Here is a 21959-nt window from a genome sequence, read left to right as displayed (position 1 = left end):
AACTACTTGTTTAGCGGGATTTTAATATAAGTATGCTTTTCAGTATCTATTCAGAACGATACCAGCTATACATTTTCTCAATACCTTCTTGAAGGTCTATACTGTGTTTCCAACCTAGCCCGTGAAGTTTAGAGACATCCGTCAATTTCTTCATCGTTCCATCTGGTTTATCAGCATTGAAATTTAAAGAACCTTCAAAACCGACCATGTCTTTAATCGACTCAGCTAGTTCACGAATTGAAAGATCTTTACCTGTACCAATATTGATATGGGTATTTCTGATTTCTTTCTCTCCCGAAGCATAGGTGTCTTCAAAATTTCTACTTTTCATGATGAAAATACATGCATCGGCCATGTCTTCTGACCAAAGAAATTCACGCATGGGCTTTCCGCTACCCCATATCTCTACACTGATCCCGTTATCGGCCTTTTTAACACCGTATTTCTCAAGAATTGCATAGATAACCGATTCGCTGGCGTTGCCGTCAACACCTTCAATCGGGCGCTCATTCAAATCTTTTCGAACGTGGTCCCAATCTTGGGCTTCTAGCGCTTTTCCTAAATGCATTTTTCTAATTAAAGCAGGCAGTACGTGCGACTTCTCTAAATCGAAATTATCATTTGGACCATAAAGATTAGTGGGCATTACGGAAATAAAATTTGTTCCGTATTGTAAATTATAGCTTTCGCATAATTTAATACCTGCAATCTTAGCAATGGCATAAGGTTCGTTCGTATATTCCAAAGTATCCGTAAGAAGATAATCTTCTTTCATGGGTTGAGGACACTCCTTAGGATAAATACATGTGCTGCCTAAAAACAAAAGCTTTTTTACTTTGTTCAAATAACTGTGGTGAACAACGTTGTTCTGAATCATAAGGTTGGCATAAATAAAATCTGCCCTATATGTATTGTTGGCGACAATACCGCCCACTTTTGCCGCTGCAAGAAAAACATATTCTGGTTTTTCGTCGGCAAAAAATGAAGCCACTGCATTGGCGTCCGTCAAATCAAGCTCCGCATGGGTTTTCAAAACAAAATTAGAAAAACCGTCTGCTTTTAACTTTTTTAGAATGGCGCTACCAACAAGACCTCTGTGACCTGCAATATAAATTTTTGCGTCTTTGTTCATGCTATTCAAAATAGTTCATGATACGATAGCCACCATCTTTAAGATAGGTGTCTTTCTTCATCAATTTTAAATCGCTCTTCATCATATCTTCAACTAAGTCATTTAAATCGTACTTAGGCGTCCATCCTAATTTGTTGTTTGCTTTGCTTGGGTCTCCAATAAGCAAATCAACTTCCGTAGGTCTAAAGTATCTTGGGTCTACGGCAACGATTTCTTTTCCTATTTCTACCTGATAGTCAGGGTTGCTGCAAGAAACCACGGTTCCTATTTCATCAACACCCTCACCTTTGAACTCAACTTCTATTCCTGCTTGAGCAAAACTCATTTTTACGAAGTCACGAACAGTAGTAGTTTTACCAGTAGCAATTACCCAATCTTCAGCTTCATCGGCCTGAAGAATCATCCACATCATTCTTACATAATCTTTAGCATGGCCCCAATCCCTTTTGGCATCAAGGTTACCTAAGTATACCTTGTCTTGAAGGCCTAATGCAATTCTGGAAGCGGCTCTCGTAATCTTACGGGTTACAAAAGTTTCCCCGCGAATAGGAGATTCATGGTTAAAAAGTATACCATTACAAGCGTACATTCCATAAGCTTCACGGTAATTGACTGTAATCCAATAGGCATACATTTTAGCAACAGCATAAGGGCTACGAGGGTAGAACGGAGTGGTTTCCGATTGTGGTACTTCCTGTACCTTACCGTATAGCTCAGAAGTTGAAGCTTGATATATTCTTGTTTTTTTCTCTAATCCCAAAAGACGTACGGCATCTAGGATACGCAAAGTACCTATTCCATCTGCATTGGCAGTGTATTCTGGAGTTTCAAAAGAAACCGCAACGTGGCTCATTGCCGCCAAGTTATAAATTTCGTCCGGTTGAATTTCTTGTATCAAACGGATAAGGTTGGTACTATCCGTCATATCACCGTAGTGAAGATGCAGATTTCTGCCTTCAACATGTGGATCTTGGTATAGGTGGTCAATTCTATCGGTATTAAAAAGAGAAGATCTTCTTTTTAGTCCGTGAACTTGATATCCTTTCTTTAATAAAAATTCCGCCAAGTATGCTCCATCTTGTCCGGTAATTCCTGTAATCAAACATTTTTTCATAATGTTGAGTTCTAATGGTTTTTATTTACAGCGACAAAGATGTCGAATTATATTCTTACAAGAGTAAAATGAACGTCAAAATTATTTAGAAATGAGGATATTATGATTGTATGCGTTGTAGATTAAGAATGTCTTATTATGAGCATCATTTTATGAAAAAAAATGAAATAAATGTTGTTTTCAGGTCTTTTAAGAACTAATTCTTCAAAACATCGCGGGGTGCGGATGCTCCCAACCTTCTCTATAACCACGCTGTAAAAGCTTGGTAGCTTCCGGATCATTCACTACAATTAGCTGTTTTTGGTCATAGACCAAAGGTCTGTTAAGTTCCATAGCCATATTGGCCAGGATACAGCTAGCAGTGGAAATATGTGCTTCCTGTATGTTCGCTATAGGTTTGGTTTTGTTTTCAATTGCAGATAAGAAATCTAGCATATGGGCCCTCGTAGCCGGAGCTGCGTGTAATTCAATATCCTTTTCGGTTAGGTCCTCAGGGTATTTTTCTCTTTCGTAGAGTACATCGCCATGTATTTTTTTTCCATCTCCGTGCGGTACAAAATCATACTTTTTAACATCTCCGGAGAGTGTTCCGTTTTCTCCATAGAGTTTAAAGGACCAAGGATATTCCGGGTCCGCAGGTGTTCCCCAAGACCTATGGTTCCAAATACAATCAAGCTCATCAAATTCAAAAACAGCGGTCTGTGTATCGGCTATATTGGACTTCCCTTCTTTTTGTACATAGATGCCACCGGTAGCACTTATTTTCTTTGGCCAGCCTAAACCCAACATCCACCGTACGGTATCTAGCATATGTACACACATATCACCCGTTATACCATTGCCATATTCCATAAAAGTACGCCACCATCGTCTATGTGGCAATCCATCAAAAGGTCTTAATGGAGCTGGCCCCGTCCACATATCATAATCAAAAAAATCTGGTACCGGTACTACGGGCGGATTACCATTGGCGCGCATATGGTAATAACAACAAATTTCTATATGAGAAATTTTACCCAACAGACCGGCGTCTACAATATTCTTTTTGGCCTCAACCAAGTGGGGTGTGCTCTTTCTTTGAGTGCCTACTTGAACGACCTTTCCATATTTGTTTGCTGCAGCAACTAAGGCTTCACCCTCCATGACATCTACACTTATGGGTTTTTGAAGATAGAGGTGAGCTCCGGATTTCAATACCTCTATACCTTGCAATGCATGCCAATGGTCCGGGCTTCCTACAAGAACAATATCCAAATCCTTTTCGGCAAGCATCTTTCTATAGTCGGAGTACAGACGGGGAGATTTTTTTGATTTTTGACGAAGTGCAACCAATTTGCCCGCTTCTTCCAGCATATGTCGGTCAACATCGCAGAGGGAAATTACTTCAACATTTGTGACTTGCATCAGCCGAAAAAGGTCGCTTTTGCCATACCATCCCGTTCCTATAAGGCCCACTCTGATAGGTTTTTCCCTATTTTCAAAATCCAATCCATAAACACCAAAGGTAGATAGTGCCATTAGGCTAGAAGTACCTTTTATAAAATTTCGCCTGCTTAATGAACTCTGTTTTGTATGCATTTGCCGTGTATGTTAAGTTTGCTTTCTAAAGATATTTAAATCATTACAATTTACACTATTGCCTTGGGGTACTTTAAGAAAATAGTATATTTAAAACTTGATCAAACTAATATCCAATTTTATGAAATTTAGGTTTTTTATTATCGCTTTTTTACTGATGTTGTCATGCCAATCGATATGGGCAAAGATTGTGCTTCCCAATATATTTTCCGATAATATGGTTATACAGCGCAACGAAAAAGTTTTGTTTTGGGGATGGGGAAATACCGGTGAGGAAGTAAAGATTCTTACAAGTTGGGATAACAAAGAGTATACGGTAAAAACAACGATTGATGCCAAATGGAAACTTGAGATTGACACGCCAGGTGCTGGCGGACCATATAAAATTAGTTTTAAGGGAAATGAGAATGAGATTGCACTTAAAAATGTGATGTTAGGTGAAGTCTGGTTGGCATCGGGACAGTCAAATATGGAATGGAGTGCAACAACCAACAAGGGTATTGATAATGCCGAAGAAGAAATAGAAAATGCGAACTATCCCAATATTCGGTTTTTTACGGTGCCCAGACGTACTTCAGATTTTCCACAGGAAAATATTCCTGGGTCTTGGGTGGTGTGTACTCCGGAAACGATGAAGGATTTTAGTGCCGTCGCCTACTTTTTTGCAAGGAGGTTACAAGGCGAACTAGATGTCCCCATTGGTCTAATAGATAACGCATGGGGCGGTTCTCCTGCTGAGGTATGGACACCAAAATCGGTTTTTGATACCCATGAGGATTTAAGGCTTTCCGCGGAGGGCCTTGAAGAAACTCCGTGGAGCCCCGTTTCTCCTTCGCAAGTTTACAATGGAATGGTACATGCCATAACTCCTTTTAAAATAGCGGGAACCATCTGGTACCAGGGAGAATCTAATAGGGGAAGAGCCAATATGTACGGCAAACTTTTTTCGGAAATGATACATTCTTGGCGAAATGCGTGGGACTCCCAATTCCCCTTTTATTATGTACAGATCGCACCTTTCAACTATAAGGAGCCGGAACAAGGGGTTTTAATCAGAGATGTACAGAGACGAGTGATGCAAACCATACCCAATTCAGGAATGGTAGTTGTCAGTGACATAGCTACGATTGATGATATTCACCCTACTAACAAACAAGATGTTGGTCTTCGTCTGGCAAATTTAGCGCTCAAAGAAACCTATGAAAGTTATGAAGGAGAGGTATATGGCCCCCTTTTTAAGGAAGTAAACCTGCAATGGAAAAAGATTGAAGTGATTTTTGACCACGCAGATGGACTCATGTTTACGGATAAAAAAGAAACTTATTTTGAAATTGCGGGGGCAAATGGGGTGTTTCACCCCGCGAAAGCGAAAATTAAAGAGAATAAGGTTATTTTGACTTCCAAAGAGGTGAAAGCGCCCTTAAAAGTAAGGTTTGCATGGGATAACGTTGCTGAGCCAAATCTTTATAATGCGGCGGGTTTACCGGCTTCGGCTTTTATAAGTGAATAAACGCTCTGCTTTTTCCAAATTTTAATGCACGGTATTATTGTAATTTCGTGGGATAATAATAGTACTATGATTTTAAGTTTTTCAAAGTTTCTGCATGGCTTTTCATTCCTTGTTATTCTGTGTATGCTTTCCTGTAATGGGGAAAAAAAGAAGCCAGAAGCAACAGAGCATAAATACACAAATGCCCTAGTGGACGAAACGAGTCCGTATTTGTTGCAACACGCCCATAATCCTGTGAATTGGAGAGCGTGGAGCCAAGAAGCGCTGGAAGATGCCAAAAAGGAAAACAAATTGGTTTTGGTAAGTATCGGCTATTCATCGTGTCACTGGTGCCATGTCATGGAAGAAGAAACTTTTGAGAACGAAGAAGTGGCAAAGGTTATGAACGAAAACTTTATAAATATTAAGGTAGACCGCGAAGAAAGACCGGATGTAGATCAGATTTACATGACGGCACTGCAACTGATTTCAGGTAATGGAGGTTGGCCTTTAAACGTTATCACCTTGCCAAACGGAAAGCCGCTTTATGGCGGTACTTATCATACTAAAGATCAATGGACCCAGGTTTTGACCAAAATAAGTGAACTCTATAAGAAGGACCCCAAAAAAGCAGAAGAATACTCGGATATGGTTGCTGCCGGTATTGCAGAGGCCAATCTTATAGAACCTGCAAAAGATTTTAAATCCTTGACCAAAGATGCGGTAAAAACCAGTGTTGATAATTGGAAGGCGAATTGGGATTTGAATGAAGGTGGCGAAAAGGGAGTTCAAAAATTTATAATTCCTTCTAATCTTAGTTTTTTATTGGATTATGCCGATTTAACAAAAGACGATGATGCCAAAAGGCAAGTTAGGAAAACACTGGATAAAATGGCTTTAGGAGGCATATATGATCAGATTGGAGGTGGTTTTTATCGCTATAGCACTGATGACGTTTGGAAAGTACCGCATTTTGAAAAAATGCTTTATGACAATGCGCAAGTTTTAAGTCTGTACTCAAAAGCCTATACCATTTTTAAAGATGATGTCTTAAAAAATGTAGTATTAGAAACTATAGATTTTCTTGACAGGGAAATGTTGGATGAAAATGGAGGATACCATGCAGCGTTAGATGCGGACAGTGAGGGAGAAGAAGGAAAATTTTATGTGTGGAAAGAAGAGGAATTAAAGTCGGTTTTAGGCGATGGCTTTGAGCTTTTTTCGGCATATTACACTATTAAAAAAGATGCTATTTGGGAGCATGGTAATTATGTTTTACATAGAAAGATTGATGATGCCCAGTTCATAAAAGAGCATAATCTTGAGCAGAGTAAGTTGAATTTTATAAAGGGGGAATGGAATAAAAAACTGTTAGAGGCACGAAATAAAAGAGTACGCCCTAGAAGTGATGATAAAATTATAACATCTTGGAATGCATTACTCATTAACGGTTTTGTAGAGGCATATAAGGCTTTTGGTCAAGAGCAATTTTTAGAAAAGGCAGAAAGTGTTTTTTCTTTTATAAAATCCAATTCGTATCAAAACGGAAAACTGGTTCATACGTTTAAAAAGGGAAGTCAGCGTAAGGAGGGTTTTATTGAAGATTATGCCTTTATGATAGATGCTTCTTTGCGGTTGTACGGAGTTACTTTAAACACAGAATATTTAGATTTTGCAAAGGAATTAAATAGTGTAGTTGGTTCTGAATTTGCAGATGAAGCTTCGGGAATGTATCACTATAATGAAGGTAACGATCTTATTGCAAAAATTATAAAAACCGATGATGGTGTGCTGCCTTCCCCAAATGCGGTTATGGCGCATAACTTGTTTCAATTGGGACACCTAGAATATAATACGGACTACATAAAGAAGTCAAAGCGGATGTTATCCTCAATGGTGCCGGCTATTACGGAAAGTGCATCTAGTTATTCCAAATGGAACGCTCTTTTGTTGAATAATGTTTACCCATATTTTGAGATTGCCGTAGTAGGTAATGATGCTAATATATTGGTAAACGCTTTAAATAAAATGCATTTAACCAATGCATTGGTGGTGGGGAGTACTGTAGAAAATGACGCCCCTCTTTTTAAGGATCGGTATGAGACTAATGGTACTTTCATTTATGTGTGTCAGAATACAACCTGTAAATTACCTGTAAAAACTGTGTCTGAGGCTTTAAGGCAAATGAACAACTTTTGAGAATGTTAAATGTAAAGCGGCCGTAGAAAAAAGTGGTGGAATAACACTTTTTATTTTTAAATTGGGCACACAAACTAACAAAACCACACAATTTATGCAGATTAAGGAGAGTGCCGAAGAGTTCGACGTGATTATTGTCGGCTCGGGGGCAGGAGGCGGTATGGCCACAAAGCAGTTGGCGGATGCCGGTCTAAATGTAGCCGTTGTAGAGGCAGGTCCATTTTTTGACCCGGCCGATCCCAAAACAATGACCCAATTAAAAAACCCCTATGATTCTCCTCGCCGAGGAGCGGGAACCACGCGTGCTTTTGGTGAGTGGGACATGTCCTATGGCGATTGGAGCGTAGATGGAGAACCCTATACACATGCTGAGGGCACCACCTTTAAATGGTGGCGTTCGCGAATGCTCGGTGGCCGTACCAACCACTGGGGAAGAATTTCGTTGCGTTTCGGACCTTTGGATTTTAAGGGAAAGACCCGCGATGGCTATGGAGAAGATTGGCCTATCGGCTATGAAGATGTAAAACCATATTACGACAAGGTCGATAAACTGATCGGTGTTTTCGGTACCAATGAAGGCCGTGAAAACGACCCTGATGGATTTTTCCTCCCTCCGCCAAAACCAAGATTGCACGAGCTTTTTTATATAAAAGGGGCCAAGAAATCAGGTGTTCCCGTGATTCCAGGTCGGCTTTCCATGCTTACCAAACGTATCAACAACGATCGTGGAGTATGTTTTTACTGTGGGCAGTGTAACCGTTCTTGTCAGGTCTATGCCGATTTCTCTTCGGGAAGTTGTTTGATCTTCCCTGCACAGAAAAGTGGCGGACAGGTTAAGTTGTTCGTAAATGCAATGGTTCGTGAGGTCACCACTAATGAAGAGGGTAAGGCCACGGGCGTATCCTATATCAATAAAGAAGACAGAAAAGAATATAAATTAAAAGCAAAGGTAGTAGTACTTGCTGCTTCGGCCTGTAGTTCCGCACGAATTCTTTTAAACAGTAAAAGTAAACAACACCCTAACGGACTTGGAAACAGCAGCGATCTTGTTGGTAAATATCTCCATGATTCTACTGGAAGTAGTGGTATGGCTTTTGTGCCAGATCTTATGGACCGTGATGTATCGTACAACGAAGACGGCGTTGGCGGTATGCACGTTTACAGCCCATGGTGGGGAGATAATAAAAGTCTAGGTTTCCCAAGAGGGTACCACATAGAAGTTTGGGGAGGTATGGGACAGCCTAATTACGGATTTGGATTTGACCAAGATAGCTTCAACAAATTAGTAGGTCAGCCTACTGGTGGTTATGGAGATAAGTTACGTGACGATGTAAAGAGATATTACGGGGCTATCGTAGGTTTCGGTGGTAGGGGAGAAGGTCTGGCAGTAAAGGAAAACTACTGCGAGATAGACCCGACCACGGTAGATGATTACGGTATTCCCGTACTGAAGTTTAACTATAAATGGTCCGATATCGAAGTGAAGCAAGCAAAGCACATGCAGGATACTTTTGAAGAAATCTCACATAATATGGGCGGAATCTATCTAAACAAACCAGGTAAGGATAAGGACTATGGTCTTCATGCTCCCGGCGAGATTATTCATGAAGTGGGTACCACGCGAATGGGCAACGACCCAAAGACCTCGGTAACGAACAAGTTCAACCAGTTGCACGATGTTGATAATGTATTTATCGTAGATGCTGGACCTTTCGTTTCTCAAGCGGACAAGAACTGTACTTGGACCATTTTGGCCTTGTCATGGAGGGCATCGGATTATATTATTGAACAGTTGAAACAACAAAATATCTAATGGGGATGGACAGAAGAAAGAGTATACAGACTATGATATTGGGTGCTGGAGCAAGTGCCATCGCCTTTCACGGATGTAAGACCGAAGGAGGGGAGCCCGTAACTACGGAAACAGCCGTTGCCGAGAATACCAATTATTTTGGAAGGACGCCAAAGGAATTGGAGCGTGTAGAGAAACTGAACGCGGAGCAATTGTTCAACGAACATGAGATGGATACCATTGCCGTTTTGAGTACGGTCATCCTTCCGCCGAAAGAACCGCATGGAGGTCCTTTGGAGGCCGATGTTCCCGAGTTCATAGAATTTATAGGTAAGGATATGCCACAGATGCAGAACACTCTTTTGGGCGGACTGATGTGGTTGGATCATAAATCGAATACGGATTACGGTGTTGAGTTCAAAGGAGCTACTTTGGACCAGCAGAAAGAAATATTGGACCAAATCTGTAATCAGGATATGGAAGTGCCTTTGGATGACCAGCCATTGGAGATACAGTTTTTCGCCTTGATGCGGAATCTGGTGGTTACCGGTTACTATACTTCAAAAGTAGGCATTGCCGATTTGGGCTATAAAGGTAATTCACCCAATATCTGGGATGGTGTTCCTGATGACGTGCTTAAGAAGCATGGTGTGGAATACGACCCAGAATGGATTGCAAAATGCGTTGATCAAAGTAAACGTGACGTTATCGCCGAATGGGACGATGAGGGGAATTTGTTGACATAATATGTTGGCTTGGTGGTCTTTAATATTTAAGGGCTTATCGGTTTTAATTAATACATAGGAGAATGAAAAAAATCAATGTTTTTATCGCAGCGGCACTTTTTACGGTATCGCTATCGGCACAAGAAGTAGGTTTACAACTATATAGTTTACGAAACCAGTTTAAGGAAGATGTGCCTGAAACCCTGAAAACCATTAAAGGTTGGGGGATTACTAAAATTGAGGGAGGAGAAACTTACGGCTTATCTCTAAAGGAATTTAAGAAGTTGCTGAAAACCAATAATCTAGATGTGGTGAGTGTTGGCGCCAAATTTGGTGACCTTGAAAATAACGTTCCACAAGTTATAGAAAATGCAAAAGCTTATGGCGCTAAGTATGTTATGTGCGCATGGGTGCCTCACGATGATAATAAATGGGATCTTGAAGAAACCCAACATGCTTCAGAGGTATTTAATAAAGCTGGCAAACAACTAAAGGAAAACGGTATTACTTTGGCGTATCACCCACATGGTTATGAATTTCGTCCTTATGAGGATGGAACTTTGTTCGACTATATGGTGAAAAATGCCACAGATTATACTTTTGAACTAGATGTGTTTTGGGCACAACACGGTGGGGCAGACCCATTGGCGCTAATGAAGAAATACAAATCTAAATTTACTTTACTTCATCTAAAAGATATGGAGAAAGGCGTAAAGGGAAATAATACCGGACAGGAAGATCATGAAACCAATGTTGTTTTAGGTAAAGGTCAAGTAGATATTGCCGGTATTGTTGCCGAAGCCAAAGAATTGGGTATTGAGTATATGTTCATTGAGGATGAATCCTCTAGTGTTGTTGAGCAAGTGCCTAAAAGTTTGGAGTATTTAAAAAGTCTAGAATAGTATTTCTCCAAATAAGATGATCATAAGCCTTTAACTCAAACGAGTTGAAGGCTTTTGTTTTATGGTTATAGTTGCCCTAAAAACTTGCTGCTGTCCATATATCAATTCACCCGTTTAAACATGAGTAGGCGTACGTCTGCCACTTCTTTTCCAGGGATTTCGGTGGCTTTTAACAATAAGGTTCCCTTACCCTTTTTTAGAATAATATTCCCCAGTTTAATGGGGCTGAAATCTTTGACGTATGATTCCATACGAGGTGTACGGTCATTTTCACCTCCCTTAAGAGGTGGGTCATGCGCCTCAACAATTTTTGTGGCTATTTTGCTATTACCCATACTAAGTTCCACTATAGAACCCACGTTTTCTTTGGCGCAAGTGTAGTACATCTGTACTTCAAACTGACCGCCAGCAAGTACTTCAACGTCCCAAGTAATTGAATCTTTGGAACTCTTCCAATCCGTAAAGAAAGTATCGTTCGGGTGTTGATTACTTCGCTTAACGTTTCCATGTGCTACTGCATCGCGAACGGGAAGCTGAGTAAATTGGTAATGCGGATCACCAAGTGTAAAAGGCCGACTGTCAGTTTCCGAAGTAATTGGATTTATTTTCGCTAACCAATTCTCTTTGGCTAGTTTCATTGAGTCTGTTATTGCAGGTAATCTAGAAGAAATATCTGTAATTTGCCCTCTGTCTTTTGAAATATCATACAAACGGTTTTCACTATCCAATCTATATTTTTGGGATCGTACGCTTACTTTACCATTCCAGAAATTATAGATAAAGCGGTCTTTCCACGCAATTTCGTTCTCAAATAATAAAGGTGAAAGGTCTTTTCCGTCAGATGGTTTTGTAGTTTTTAACGTAGCGTTTGTTAAACTAGTTACGGTGGGAAGGATATCTATAGCACTTGCAATTTCGGGTATCTTTTTTCCGGGTTTTAGAACATTGGTCCATTGTATATAAAGAGGACTTCGGACCCCGCCTTCATCCGTGGATCCTTTTTTACCCTTCATGTGACCATTCCACCGGGAACTATTCGGTCCATTATCGGACAAGTAAATTATGATGGTATTATCCTCTAGGTAAAGCTTCCTTAATTTGGCACTTATACGGCCTACGTTATAATCTATGTTCTCTACCATAGCCAAAGCAGCCTTTGTAAAATCTATATTTTCATTCTCTTTATCATCAGAAAATAGATTTAATTTCTTGTCGGCAAACCGGTTCCAATATTCATCTGGAACTTGCATGGGACTGTGGGGTGTATTGTATGGGAGGTATAGAAAAAATGGCCTATCTCGGTTTTTCTCGATGAAATCCAGACCATGATCCGTAAGGTCATCAACAAGGAAGCCGTCACCTTTAACAATTTTACCATTCTCCTCTAGCATAGGGCTGAAATAATTGCCCCAATGACCGGAGGCAAATCCATAGAAATCGTCAAACCCCTGTGAATTGGGGTGGTATGGAGGTTGCATTCCATTATGCCATTTGCCATAAGCCGCGGTCTTGTAGCCTGAACTCTTTAATATTTCAGCTATGGTTATTTCATCAAAGTTCATGCGCTCGCCTCCAGAAGAAGTTGAATATACACCGGTTCTGGGAAAATGTCTGCCGGTCATTAATTCAGCACGGGTAGGGGAGCAGACAGGTTGCACATAAAAGTTTTCAAAAGAAACTCCATAGGTGGCCAGGGCATCAATATTGGGTGTGTTTAGATTGGTGTTTCCATTACTGCTTAAGTCTCCCCATCCTTGGTCGTCAGCTACAATCAGGATAACGTTTGGCGGCTTATCATTACGGCTTTCATCGTTAGAGTCCGTAGGTTTTTCAGCGTTATTTTTGCAAGCAGAGAAAAAGATAGAAAGAACAAGATAACCTAGTAAAGGTATGGTTGGTAAAAATTTCATTTGATCTGCTTTAATGGATAATGCGATTTTTTTTAATTCAACTTTAATGACCCTAACTTGGTTATAAATCCTTGTAATTTAATATGACTACATGTAGAAAATACGTAGTGAAGATATGAAACATAAAATTGGCTTCAAATTGGATTTTCACACCAAAAAAAATACTTATCTTATCGGCACTTAAAACCAAACAACTACTTATGTATTCCCACAGATTATTGAAGTTTTTTGCGTTTATCTGTACACTTTTTTTAGTGTTAAGTTCATGTGCCAAAAAGGAAAATACCAAGAATTACCTGCTTGAAGGCAACTTAAAAAAATGGCAACCTATTACGTTGACTTTTAATGGCCCGGAGGTTTCCGAAATGGACTCTGTAAACCCCTTTTTAGATTACTCCTTGCTTGTTAATTTTTCGAACAAGGACACTACCTTTAACGTTCATGGTTATTTTGCTGCTGATGGAGATGCGGCAAACTCAAGTGCGGAATCAGGAAATAAATGGCGCGTGAAATTTTCTCCGGATAAGATAGGAAAATGGGAGTTTAAAGCATTTTTGATGGAAGGCGAAAATATAGCCGTAAAACAATTCACCCTACCCAAAAAGAACAAAAGTATTTGGAACATAACCGGAAACTTTGAAGTGCAGCCCGTAGACTCAACTGCCAATGGATTTTATAGGAAGGGAAGACTTGTTTATAATGGAACACATTATCTTAAGCAAAGTGAAACAGGAAAACCTTTTTTAAAAAATGGAGTAGGAAGTCCCGAGAACTTTTTGGCATATGCTGAATTTGACGGTACTTACGATAATGGAGGGCCTGCAACTCCAACTTTGGATGAAGGTCTGCATGAATATTCGGCCCATGTGAATGATTGGAAGGATTCAGACCCGGTTTGGGGATTTTATAATGGAAAAGGCATAATAGGAGCACTCAATTATTTATCCGGAAAGGGAATGAACAGCCTTTATTTTCTTGTGATGAACGAAAATGGAGATGGTAATGATGTGTGGCCATGGGTAGCACATGATGAACAAACCCGCTACGATGTAAGTAAACTGGACCAATGGGAAATGGTTTTCACCCATATGGATCAGTTGGGCATGGCTATGAACGTATTTACCCAAGAAACAGAAAACGATACTATTTTAAACAAAGGAGAGCTGGGGCTTGAAAGGAAGCTATTTTATAAGGAATTGGTTGCTCGCTTCGGCCATCACTTGGGTGTAGTCTGGAATTTAGGGGAAGAAACAAACCGTAGTCCTGAGCAGTTAAAAAGTTATGCGGATTATATTCGTAATATAGATCCATATAATCACCCCATTGCCGTACATAACCACGTTAGGGTCACCGGGGAGCGTAGAGAAGGTAGACCTTTGGATCCCATTAAAGAAACGTTTACTCCAATGCTGGGGTATAAAAAGTTTGAAGTTCCATCTTTACAGATGTATGACACTACTGAAGTGCATAAAGAAGTGAAAAAATGGCTAAAACTTTCTGTTAAGAAAAAAAGACCCTGGGTGGTGTATCTAGATGAAATTGGCCATTGGGATATAGGTGTTACAACAGATACGGCCGCAAATAATAATCATGATATGGTAATGCATAGTAGTCTTTGGGGCAGCCTAATGTCCGGTGCAGCAGGAACTTCATGGTATTTTGGAGGGAAAGATGTTCCTAATAATGATATTTCGGCAGAGAATTTTAGAGCTCGTGATGCATGGTGGGATATTAGTAATAATGCCATAAAGTTCTTTGAAGACCATTTGCCATATGAAACAATGCAAAACCATGACGAGTTGGTCAGCAATGATAAAGCCTACTGTTTTGCGAAAAAAGATGAAATTTACGTAGTGTATTTGCCTAAAAATCAGACCACAGATCTTGCCATAGGGGATGGTGCTTTTACCATTGCGTTCTATGATCCAAAACTAGGGGGAATGCTTTATGATAAGCAAAATGAAGGTTGGAAAATCACCAAACCGAACAGTGTTGAACTGTCTGCTTATAATGGTCAAAAAGAGAAAGATTGGGTAATTGTAATAGCTAGAAAGTAATAACTTGCATGAAACTTGAAAATCAGGTTGATTTAATCTTTATTGGAGATAGATGTTGAATGCGATAATCTATCTAGAAACTATTTTTATGAGGAATTTTTATAGTGCAATTGTTCTCTTGGTTTTTTTTGTTTCATGTAGGGAAAGCCCAAAAGATAAAAAAGGCGCAGAGCACAAGCGGAAGGTAGCCGTTCAGCAGGTAGATACCACTATAAAAGAGGAGAAAATATCCAAAAAAACATTCAGGACTTTTGATAAATTGACGGACACAACATTCGTTCGTTTAGCTGATTTTAGTGACGGTTTTGCATATGAAATGCGGTATGCCACCAAGAACAATTTTCTAAAAGAAAAAGTTTATGACTGTGCAGAGTGCTATACCCGCGTAATAACCGCTAAGGCATTGTTAAAGGCCAATGAAGATTTTAAAAAGAGCGGTGTGCGGATTAAATTCTTTGATTGCTATAGACCAAATTCCGTTCAGTATAAAATGTGGAAAATTGTACCAAATCCACAATATGTAGCCAATCCTAAAAAAGGTTCTATTCATAACAAAGGTGGTGCTGTGGATATTACTTTGGAGTCATTGGATGGAGAAGAATTGGATATGGGAACCGATTTTGATTTCTTCGGAAAACGGGCGTACCATGATAATTTTGATTTGCCACAGGAGATTTTGGATAATAGAAAGCTCTTAAAGGAAACGATGGAAAAGCATGGTTTTTGGTCTACCAGAACAGAATGGTGGCACTACAATTTAGAAGGAGCCCATAAATATCCGATCGCGAATTTTAAATGGGATTGTAATTAATGATAAAATTTTTGAGATGAACAAACTCCTAATCCTTACCGTATTTGCAATGAGTGTAAACGCATTTTCACAGGACACCATAATTCCATTGTGGCCAAAAAACAAAATTCCGAACCATGTAGTATCCGATGAAAAGGAAGTTCATGAGGTAAAAGATATTTTACGAATTAGTAGGGTGCAAGAACCAACGATAGAAGTGTATTTGCCATCAAAAAAGAACGCTACGGGCCAAGCGGTGCTGATTTTCCCTGGTGGAGGGTATAGTATTCTAGCCTATGATTGGGAAGGAACGGATGTCGCCAAATTTTTGAACAGCAAAGGAATTGCAGGTATCGTAGTCAAGTATCGCTTGCCATCATCTGTATCTCAGACGCATAAAGAAAATGTTCCTTTAATAGATGCTCAGCGTGCCGTACGTCTGCTGCGGAACAAAGCGGAGAAGTTCAATATCGACCCAAATAAAATTGGTGCCATGGGTTTTTCGGCTGGTGGACATTTGGCTTCTACATTAGGGACCCATTTTGATGAAAAGGTATACGTCCCAATTGATGAAGCTGATAAATTGAGTGCTCGACCTGATTTTTTAACCCTGTGCTATCCGGTGATTGCTTTTAATCAATCGTCTACGCATAAAGGCTCTCAAAATAATTTGTTAGGCCAAAACCCGAAACCGGAAACGGTTGATTACTTTAGTAATGAAAAACAAGTAACATCAAATACACCACCTACCTTTTTATTGCATGCTACGGATGATAAAGCGGTGCCAGTGGAGAACAGCCTAGTGTTTTATAAAGCATTGGTTAAAAACAACGTGCCGGCCGCTTTGCACATATTTCCTACTGGCGGACATGGTTTTGCATTGGGCTTGGCAGATAAGCATTTAAGAACGTGGCCAGAGCTTTTATTCGGTTGGATGGAGCATTTGGAGTAGTTACTGTATTTTTTCTAAAAGATAGCAGAATATCTGCTTAACTTTTATATTTTTGCAATCCGATTTCGGGATGTAGCGCAGTCCGGTAGCGTACACGCCTGGGGGGCGTGTGGTCGCAGGTTCAAATCCTGTCATCCCGACGTATAGGGTATTAAAAATAATTTTTTAATATGTAAATGAATGAAAACCAGTAAAATACATTTTTACTGGTTTTTTTTATGCCCGTTTGTGGGCATATTCATTAGTGTCCTATTTAGTGTCCTATTTTTTTAGGAAATAATTTCCTAAATTTATGCACATGCCCTTATTTGACTTTCGAGGCGATTTGGCTTTCGTTTAACTGATTTTTTAATTAAAAACGAAAGTGATGACAACTTCACACACATTGAACGTACATTTTTGGTTGAAAAGGACCTCGATGAGGAAGGATGGGACCTTTCCCATATATGCCCGTATCTGGATAGACAGTAAAGCTATCGATATAAGTACGAAGGAAACCATTTTGGAGAAACATTGGTGCTCCAAAACCTGTCGTGCCAGGATCAGGACAAAGAACGCAAGGTACATCAGCGATATACTGGATAATATAAATTCCGGAATCAAAAGGTCCTATAGGGAGCTTAGGGACGAAGGGAGGGTAATTACGGCATTAGCGGTCAAGGAACGTTACCTGGGAAAGGACAAGGCGGTCTTGACGTGCAGAGACCTGATAGTATATCATAAGGAGAACGAGTTCAAAAAATTGGCAGCGGGTACCGTCAAAAACTATAGTGCTACAGAAAAGTACCTCTTGCGCTTTATCAAAAAGCAATTTAAGTCCGATGATGTGTACCTGGCCCAAATCGATTATTCGTTTATTGTCAAATTTGAACACTATCTCCGCACTTGCCGTCCTTTGCAGAAGTCCCGGCCCTTGAACAACAATGGAATAATGAAGCATATGGAACGGTTACAGAAATTTATGACCGTGGCCTTTAAACATGGTTGGATCAAGGCACATCCATTTGCGCTGTACGAACTTAGGTTCGAAGAGTTCGACTGTCCATATCTAGAGCAGTTCGAGCTAGACGCAATGGCAGCGATACACTTGCCCAACAAAAGTATGAGCCTGGTTAGGGACGTATTCGTCTTTTCTTGTTATACGGGACTTTGTTACATCGAAGTAAGGAACCTGAACAAGAAGGATATCGTACAAGGGGTAGATGGGCAGGAATGGATCAAAGTCAGGCGCCAGAAATCGAATACTCCTGTCAGGTTGCCACTGTTGGAAGAAGCAAAAGCCGTCCTTGACAAGTACGCCGATCATCCGTCCATCGAGAATGACTATACTCTTTTAAGGATGTTCAGCGACCAAAAGACCAACCAATATCTAAAGAGGATAGCCAAGCTCTGCCATATCGAAAAGAACCTGACCTTTCACGTGGCGCGTCATACATTTGCAACCACCATTGCACTTCTCAACGATGTTCCTATTGAGACCGTCTCCAAAATGTTGGGCCATACCAAACTGTCCACGACCCAAAAATATGCCCGGGTCATCGAAAAGAAAATCAGCAAGGATATGATGAAGTTAAGGAGCAAGTTGAAAGGCAATTCCAGAAAAGAATTAGAAGGCAAGGGTACGGCATACGATCATTTGAAAATTGTTTAAATGGGCCCAAAGGCAGGAAGCCATCTAATTGTGTTAGTAATACATGGCATTAGTTTCAAACGGCCGGGTCAATTTTGCCTAGTGAAAAAAATTTTATAAACTGTTCAATTTTATGAGGCTCCCTAATATAGTGTTTTACTCTGTACGATATAACTATCCATACAATTACAGGTGCTTTCAGTAGCAATTGCCCCGTTATTTAACCTGGAAATTAGAACGTGCTATAAGTAGCCATAACCATTAACTTTTATTTAGACTATAATAAAACAACATTTGGAATATTTTAGTAGGTCTGTGTTTGATGAAAAAATGGTCGTCTAAAAAATAGCATCACCCTTCTCGTCCTTGCCCTTTTCTTAACTGCGAAAATGGCAGCAGGGTTACATGTGTTTTCTCATACGAATGAAGAAAATCATACAGTAGATTACGCTATGTGTATCCATATCAATACAAATAATTTAACTCCAGCCATTACTCCAGACTCGCAGGATTTCACAATTGAAAACACAGAACCAATTGTTCAGAGAGAGAGATAGATAGTTGAAAACTACAATTTTATTATCTCAAGCACTATTGCCGCAAATCAGCTCTTTTCCCGGCCCCCTCCTTTTCTAATATAAGAGTTTCGTTTACAATTTATTTTCATTGTTGGGTTTTCTGACTCCACAAGTTTCATTTAGAGTATTGACTCTAAATGGATGCATTTTGTAAATGAGAGATTAACAACTCCGTATTTGTACTTTAAATAAGATATAAAGGGAATTTGGATTTCAAAACTCTACCCATACTTCAATTTTATTTTGAGAGTCTAAATTGCTTTTACGACGATAAAGGCAGAATGAGATATTAATCAAATATGGACATTCAAAGAATTTCCATGGAACTCGTTTGATTTTTTTCGATTAACAAAATGCTTTTTTGAAAATCTCTGATGATACCTGGAATAGGCATGCGTGCCTTAATTTAAATGTCTTTCATACTTAAAAATGTTGCAACGAAAGGGGAAACCGAAAACCTTGTAAATAGAGTAGGTATAACCTTAAAATACTGTAGTTATGAAAACTATGGAATCCTTGATTTCAGAAATTCTAGCTAATAAGGAATAGCAACTTAGCGGAAGCACGTGCTAGTGTTACTTGCATCTTCGTTTTGATCAAAGAAAGCTCACTTGAACGGGTGCAGGTGCAAATAAGGAATCCCATCGATTCTTTGTATGAGAAGGGAATGTTTTAAAGATCAGCCTAGGCACTTCGGTCTATGGGTTGAATCTTCGGGGCACTGTGACTTCTCCGGTTTAGGGGCCCTTTCCAAACCCAGTAATGACCGATCGGTTTTTAAGATATGCTTTATGTGTGACCTGCTGATGAGTTTATTTGAAGCCTAATCCTGAATGTCTCAGCTCCGTTTTTATAGAGTCTTTTTTACAGATTGCAGAACGAGATTATAATTTTCTAGTAAACTCCATATTAGAGGAAAAACAAATGTCAAGGGTCATATGTAATCCTCAGTTTTTCCTTTAAATAAAAATGATATCGTTAAAAAATTAAAGAAAAGGTTAGTGTATTGCATTTATGACTCGTAATAGAATAAAGGAAGTTTGATTATAACTTTGAGATAGCTAAAAGCGAATGAATATAAAGTAAGTTATTTAGCCAACGAAACTGTTTTATTGTTAGCCATTCCTGAGATTTTAAAAACAGGTGTGGAACCATCTAATTTAAGATGAATTACAATAGCAATGTATTCGGATTAAACAGGTTGTAGGTTTTTCCATAGTTTTAAATCTATCATGAGCTATTGCTAACTCTTGGTAAGCAAGCTAGACCGAAGTTAGGACCCATTCAAAGGAATTAATAATCAATCTTAATCTCAAATTAGTGATAATGTATAAATATATAAAGAACGAAACTCTTAAAAATAGATAGCACTATGTATAGAATTCCCAATCAATTTACATTAATTCCATTACTATTTCTTTCTTGTTTTATTGGTAACGCATCTAACGTAGGTCAAGTTCGTCCTCCGAATATCTTATTTGCAATCAGCGATGACCAGTCATTTGCTCATACAAGTTTTGAAGGTTGTAAGTTCATCAATACACCTGCTTTTGATCGCGTAGCGCGTGAAGGTGTGTACTTCGCAAACTGCATGGCTGGATCACCAGGTTGCGCACCCTCGAGAAGTGCTATTGTAACAGGGCGTTACCCTTGGCAAAATGAGCAATCTGGTCAACATGCTTCCTCTTGGCTTAAAAAGTTTGTGCCTTTCATTGATATATTAAATAAGGGAGGTTACGCAACGGGGCGTACAGGCAAAGGTGTTGAACCTTTTCAGTACGCTAGAGACAAAAAGGATTCTTTATGGAGAAGAACTAATGCTGCGGGCATTGCTCATTCAAACCTCACCTATGATGAGAGCGGCAATAAGGAAAATGGGTTTACGACCGAAATGTCGAATACAGATTATTTTGGAAACTTTAAATATTTCATGGAAAATGTTACGGAACAAAAACCTTTTTTCTTTTGGTATGGGGGCAGAGAGCCTCATAGAAATTTCGAAAAGGGTTCTTGGAGGAAAACGGAGAAAAAACTTGAAGAAGTTTCCGTGCCTGGTTTCTTGCCGGATAATGAGGAGGTTCGAGGTGATCTTTTGGATTATTCAGTAGAAGTTGAATGGTTCGATTTGCATCTTAAAAAAATGTTAGACTATTTAGAAGAAATTGGAGAATTGGAAAACACAATTGTTATTGTTACCTCGGACAATGGTAAAGCATTTCCCAGGGCCAAAGCAAACGGTTACGAATACGGGATACATGTTCCAATGGCTATTAGATATCCTAAGAAGTATGTTGGAGGTAGGATTATAGAAGACCCGATATCATTTGTAGATTTGGCTCCAACTATTCTAGAGATAGCTGAAGAAAAGGCCGATGGAATGATGCCTGTTTCGGGTAGAAGTTTTTTAGATTTATTAGTTTCAAAAGAACAGGGTGTCGTTAGAAGTACCGACTCTTATGCCCTTTCAGGTAGGGAACGTCATTCATCTTCAAGGTATAAAAATATGGGTTACCCTCAACGTACCATTCGTAGTAAAGATTACCTTTATATATGGAACATGCGACCGGAGCGATGGCCGGCCGGTGCGCCTCAAATGTACTCCCCTAACGATACCACTTTACTGCTCCCCAGAGATGGTGTAGGACCGGATGGCACCTATTATCCAATGAGTGCGTTTACCGATGTGGATGAGAGCCCCAGCAAACAAATTATTTTAGAAAATGCGGTTGATGCAGATAATCGGCTTTTTTATAATCTATCATTTGGCAAACGACCTGAATTTGAATTATATGATATTCGGAAAGATCCAGCGTGCTTGAACAATTTAGTAGGTAGAACAGATTTGAGCGATATTGAAAGTAAGCTAAAAAACGAACTTGTGAGCATACTGACAAATACAAACGATTCCCGTGTAGTGGGACCGGATACGGAAATTTTCGATAGCTATTTGAGATATTCCCCTATGCGTAAGTTTCCTCAGCCTAACAATTAGCTTTGTTATTTTGCGGAGTCATCAGATTTTAATCCGGGATAGGAATAACTACAGTCCTGAAACTTTAATACTAAAGAAATAGCTTTTAATACAAAGAGCTTAATAATTCACCTAATTTT

14 protein-coding genes and 1 tRNA gene are annotated in these 21959 nt (G+C 39.5%); 11 read left to right on the top strand and 4 right to left on the bottom strand.

Going from position 1 to position 21959, the window contains the following annotated elements; translation table 11 throughout:
• Positions 1–46 precede the first annotated feature (46 nt).
• From P0077_RS01630 to P0077_RS01620, 3 genes are all read right to left on the bottom strand, one after another.
• Positions 47–1132, bottom strand: a complete 1086-nt coding sequence (locus P0077_RS01630) for a GDP-L-fucose synthase family protein (protein ID WP_276167441.1) — start codon at positions 1130–1132, stop codon at positions 47–49.
• A gap of 1 nt (position 1133) precedes the next feature.
• Positions 1134–2246, bottom strand: a complete 1113-nt coding sequence (gene gmd / locus P0077_RS01625; RefSeq protein WP_276167440.1) for a GDP-mannose 4,6-dehydratase — start codon at positions 2244–2246, stop codon at positions 1134–1136.
• Positions 2247–2450: 204 nt separating this feature from the next.
• Complete coding sequence (locus tag P0077_RS01620; RefSeq protein WP_276167439.1) at positions 2451–3824, bottom strand: Gfo/Idh/MocA family protein; 1374 nt, start codon at positions 3822–3824, stop codon at positions 2451–2453.
• 121 nt (positions 3825–3945) lie between these two features.
• Here P0077_RS01620 and P0077_RS01615 point away from each other — a divergent pair, with 121 nt between their 5' ends.
• The 5 genes from P0077_RS01615 (at position 3946) to P0077_RS01595 (ending at position 10931) form a co-directional block, all read left to right on the top strand.
• Positions 3946–5334 carry a sialate O-acetylesterase gene (locus P0077_RS01615; protein WP_276167438.1) on the top strand — a complete coding sequence of 463 codons (1389 nt, stop codon included), beginning with the start codon at positions 3946–3948 and terminating at the stop codon, positions 5332–5334.
• Between the two features lie 66 nt (positions 5335–5400).
• Positions 5401–7512: a thioredoxin domain-containing protein gene (locus P0077_RS01610; RefSeq protein WP_276167437.1), complete on the top strand. Its 2112-nt coding sequence runs from the start codon at positions 5401–5403 to the stop codon at positions 7510–7512.
• 94 nt (positions 7513–7606) lie between these two features.
• A complete protein-coding gene (locus tag P0077_RS01605; RefSeq protein ID WP_276167436.1) occupies positions 7607–9325 on the top strand; it encodes a GMC family oxidoreductase in 1719 nt (572 codons plus the stop codon).
• A gap of 5 nt (positions 9326–9330) precedes the next feature.
• Positions 9331–10050 (top strand): gluconate 2-dehydrogenase subunit 3 family protein, encoded by a 720-nt coding sequence (locus tag P0077_RS01600; RefSeq protein WP_276167435.1) that lies wholly within the window; start codon positions 9331–9333, stop codon positions 10048–10050.
• A gap of 62 nt (positions 10051–10112) precedes the next feature.
• Positions 10113–10931 (top strand): sugar phosphate isomerase/epimerase family protein, encoded by an 819-nt coding sequence (locus P0077_RS01595; protein ID WP_276167434.1) that lies wholly within the window; start codon positions 10113–10115, stop codon positions 10929–10931.
• Positions 10932–11032: 101 nt separating this feature from the next.
• Here P0077_RS01595 and P0077_RS01590 read toward each other — a convergent pair whose 3' ends face one another.
• Positions 11033–12841, bottom strand: a complete 1809-nt coding sequence (locus P0077_RS01590) for an arylsulfatase (RefSeq protein WP_276167433.1) — start codon at positions 12839–12841, stop codon at positions 11033–11035.
• Between the two features lie 200 nt (positions 12842–13041).
• Between P0077_RS01590 and P0077_RS01585 the strand changes: the two genes are divergently transcribed.
• The 6 genes from P0077_RS01585 to P0077_RS01560 all read left to right on the top strand — a co-directional run bounded on the left by P0077_RS01585 (position 13042) and on the right by P0077_RS01560 (position 21840).
• Positions 13042–14898, top strand: a complete 1857-nt coding sequence (locus tag P0077_RS01585) for a DUF5060 domain-containing protein (RefSeq protein ID WP_276167432.1) — start codon at positions 13042–13044, stop codon at positions 14896–14898.
• Positions 14899–14986: 88 nt separating this feature from the next.
• Positions 14987–15709: a M15 family metallopeptidase gene (locus P0077_RS01580; protein WP_276167431.1), complete on the top strand. Its 723-nt coding sequence runs from the start codon at positions 14987–14989 to the stop codon at positions 15707–15709.
• Between the two features lie 16 nt (positions 15710–15725).
• Positions 15726–16640, top strand: coding sequence for an alpha/beta hydrolase (locus tag P0077_RS01575; RefSeq protein WP_276167430.1), 915 nt, complete (start codon positions 15726–15728; stop codon positions 16638–16640).
• A 66-nt stretch (positions 16641–16706) separates the two neighbouring features.
• A tRNA-Pro gene (locus P0077_RS01570) sits at positions 16707–16780 on the top strand.
• Positions 16781–17007: 227 nt separating this feature from the next.
• On the top strand, positions 17008–18291 hold the full coding sequence (locus P0077_RS01565; protein WP_276167429.1) for a site-specific integrase: 1284 nt from the start codon (positions 17008–17010) through the stop codon (positions 18289–18291).
• Between the two features lie 1929 nt (positions 18292–20220).
• Positions 20221–21840 (top strand): sulfatase family protein, encoded by a 1620-nt coding sequence (locus tag P0077_RS01560; RefSeq protein ID WP_276167428.1) that lies wholly within the window; start codon positions 20221–20223, stop codon positions 21838–21840.
• The last annotated feature ends 119 nt before the right edge of the window (positions 21841–21959 follow it).

Origin of the sequence: Zobellia alginiliquefaciens (assembly GCF_029323795.1) — a bacterium.
Taxonomy (GTDB): domain Bacteria; phylum Bacteroidota; class Bacteroidia; order Flavobacteriales; family Flavobacteriaceae; genus Zobellia; species Zobellia alginiliquefaciens.
Note: the sequence above shows the minus strand (reverse complement) of the source record. Positions and strands in the feature narration are given on the sequence as shown.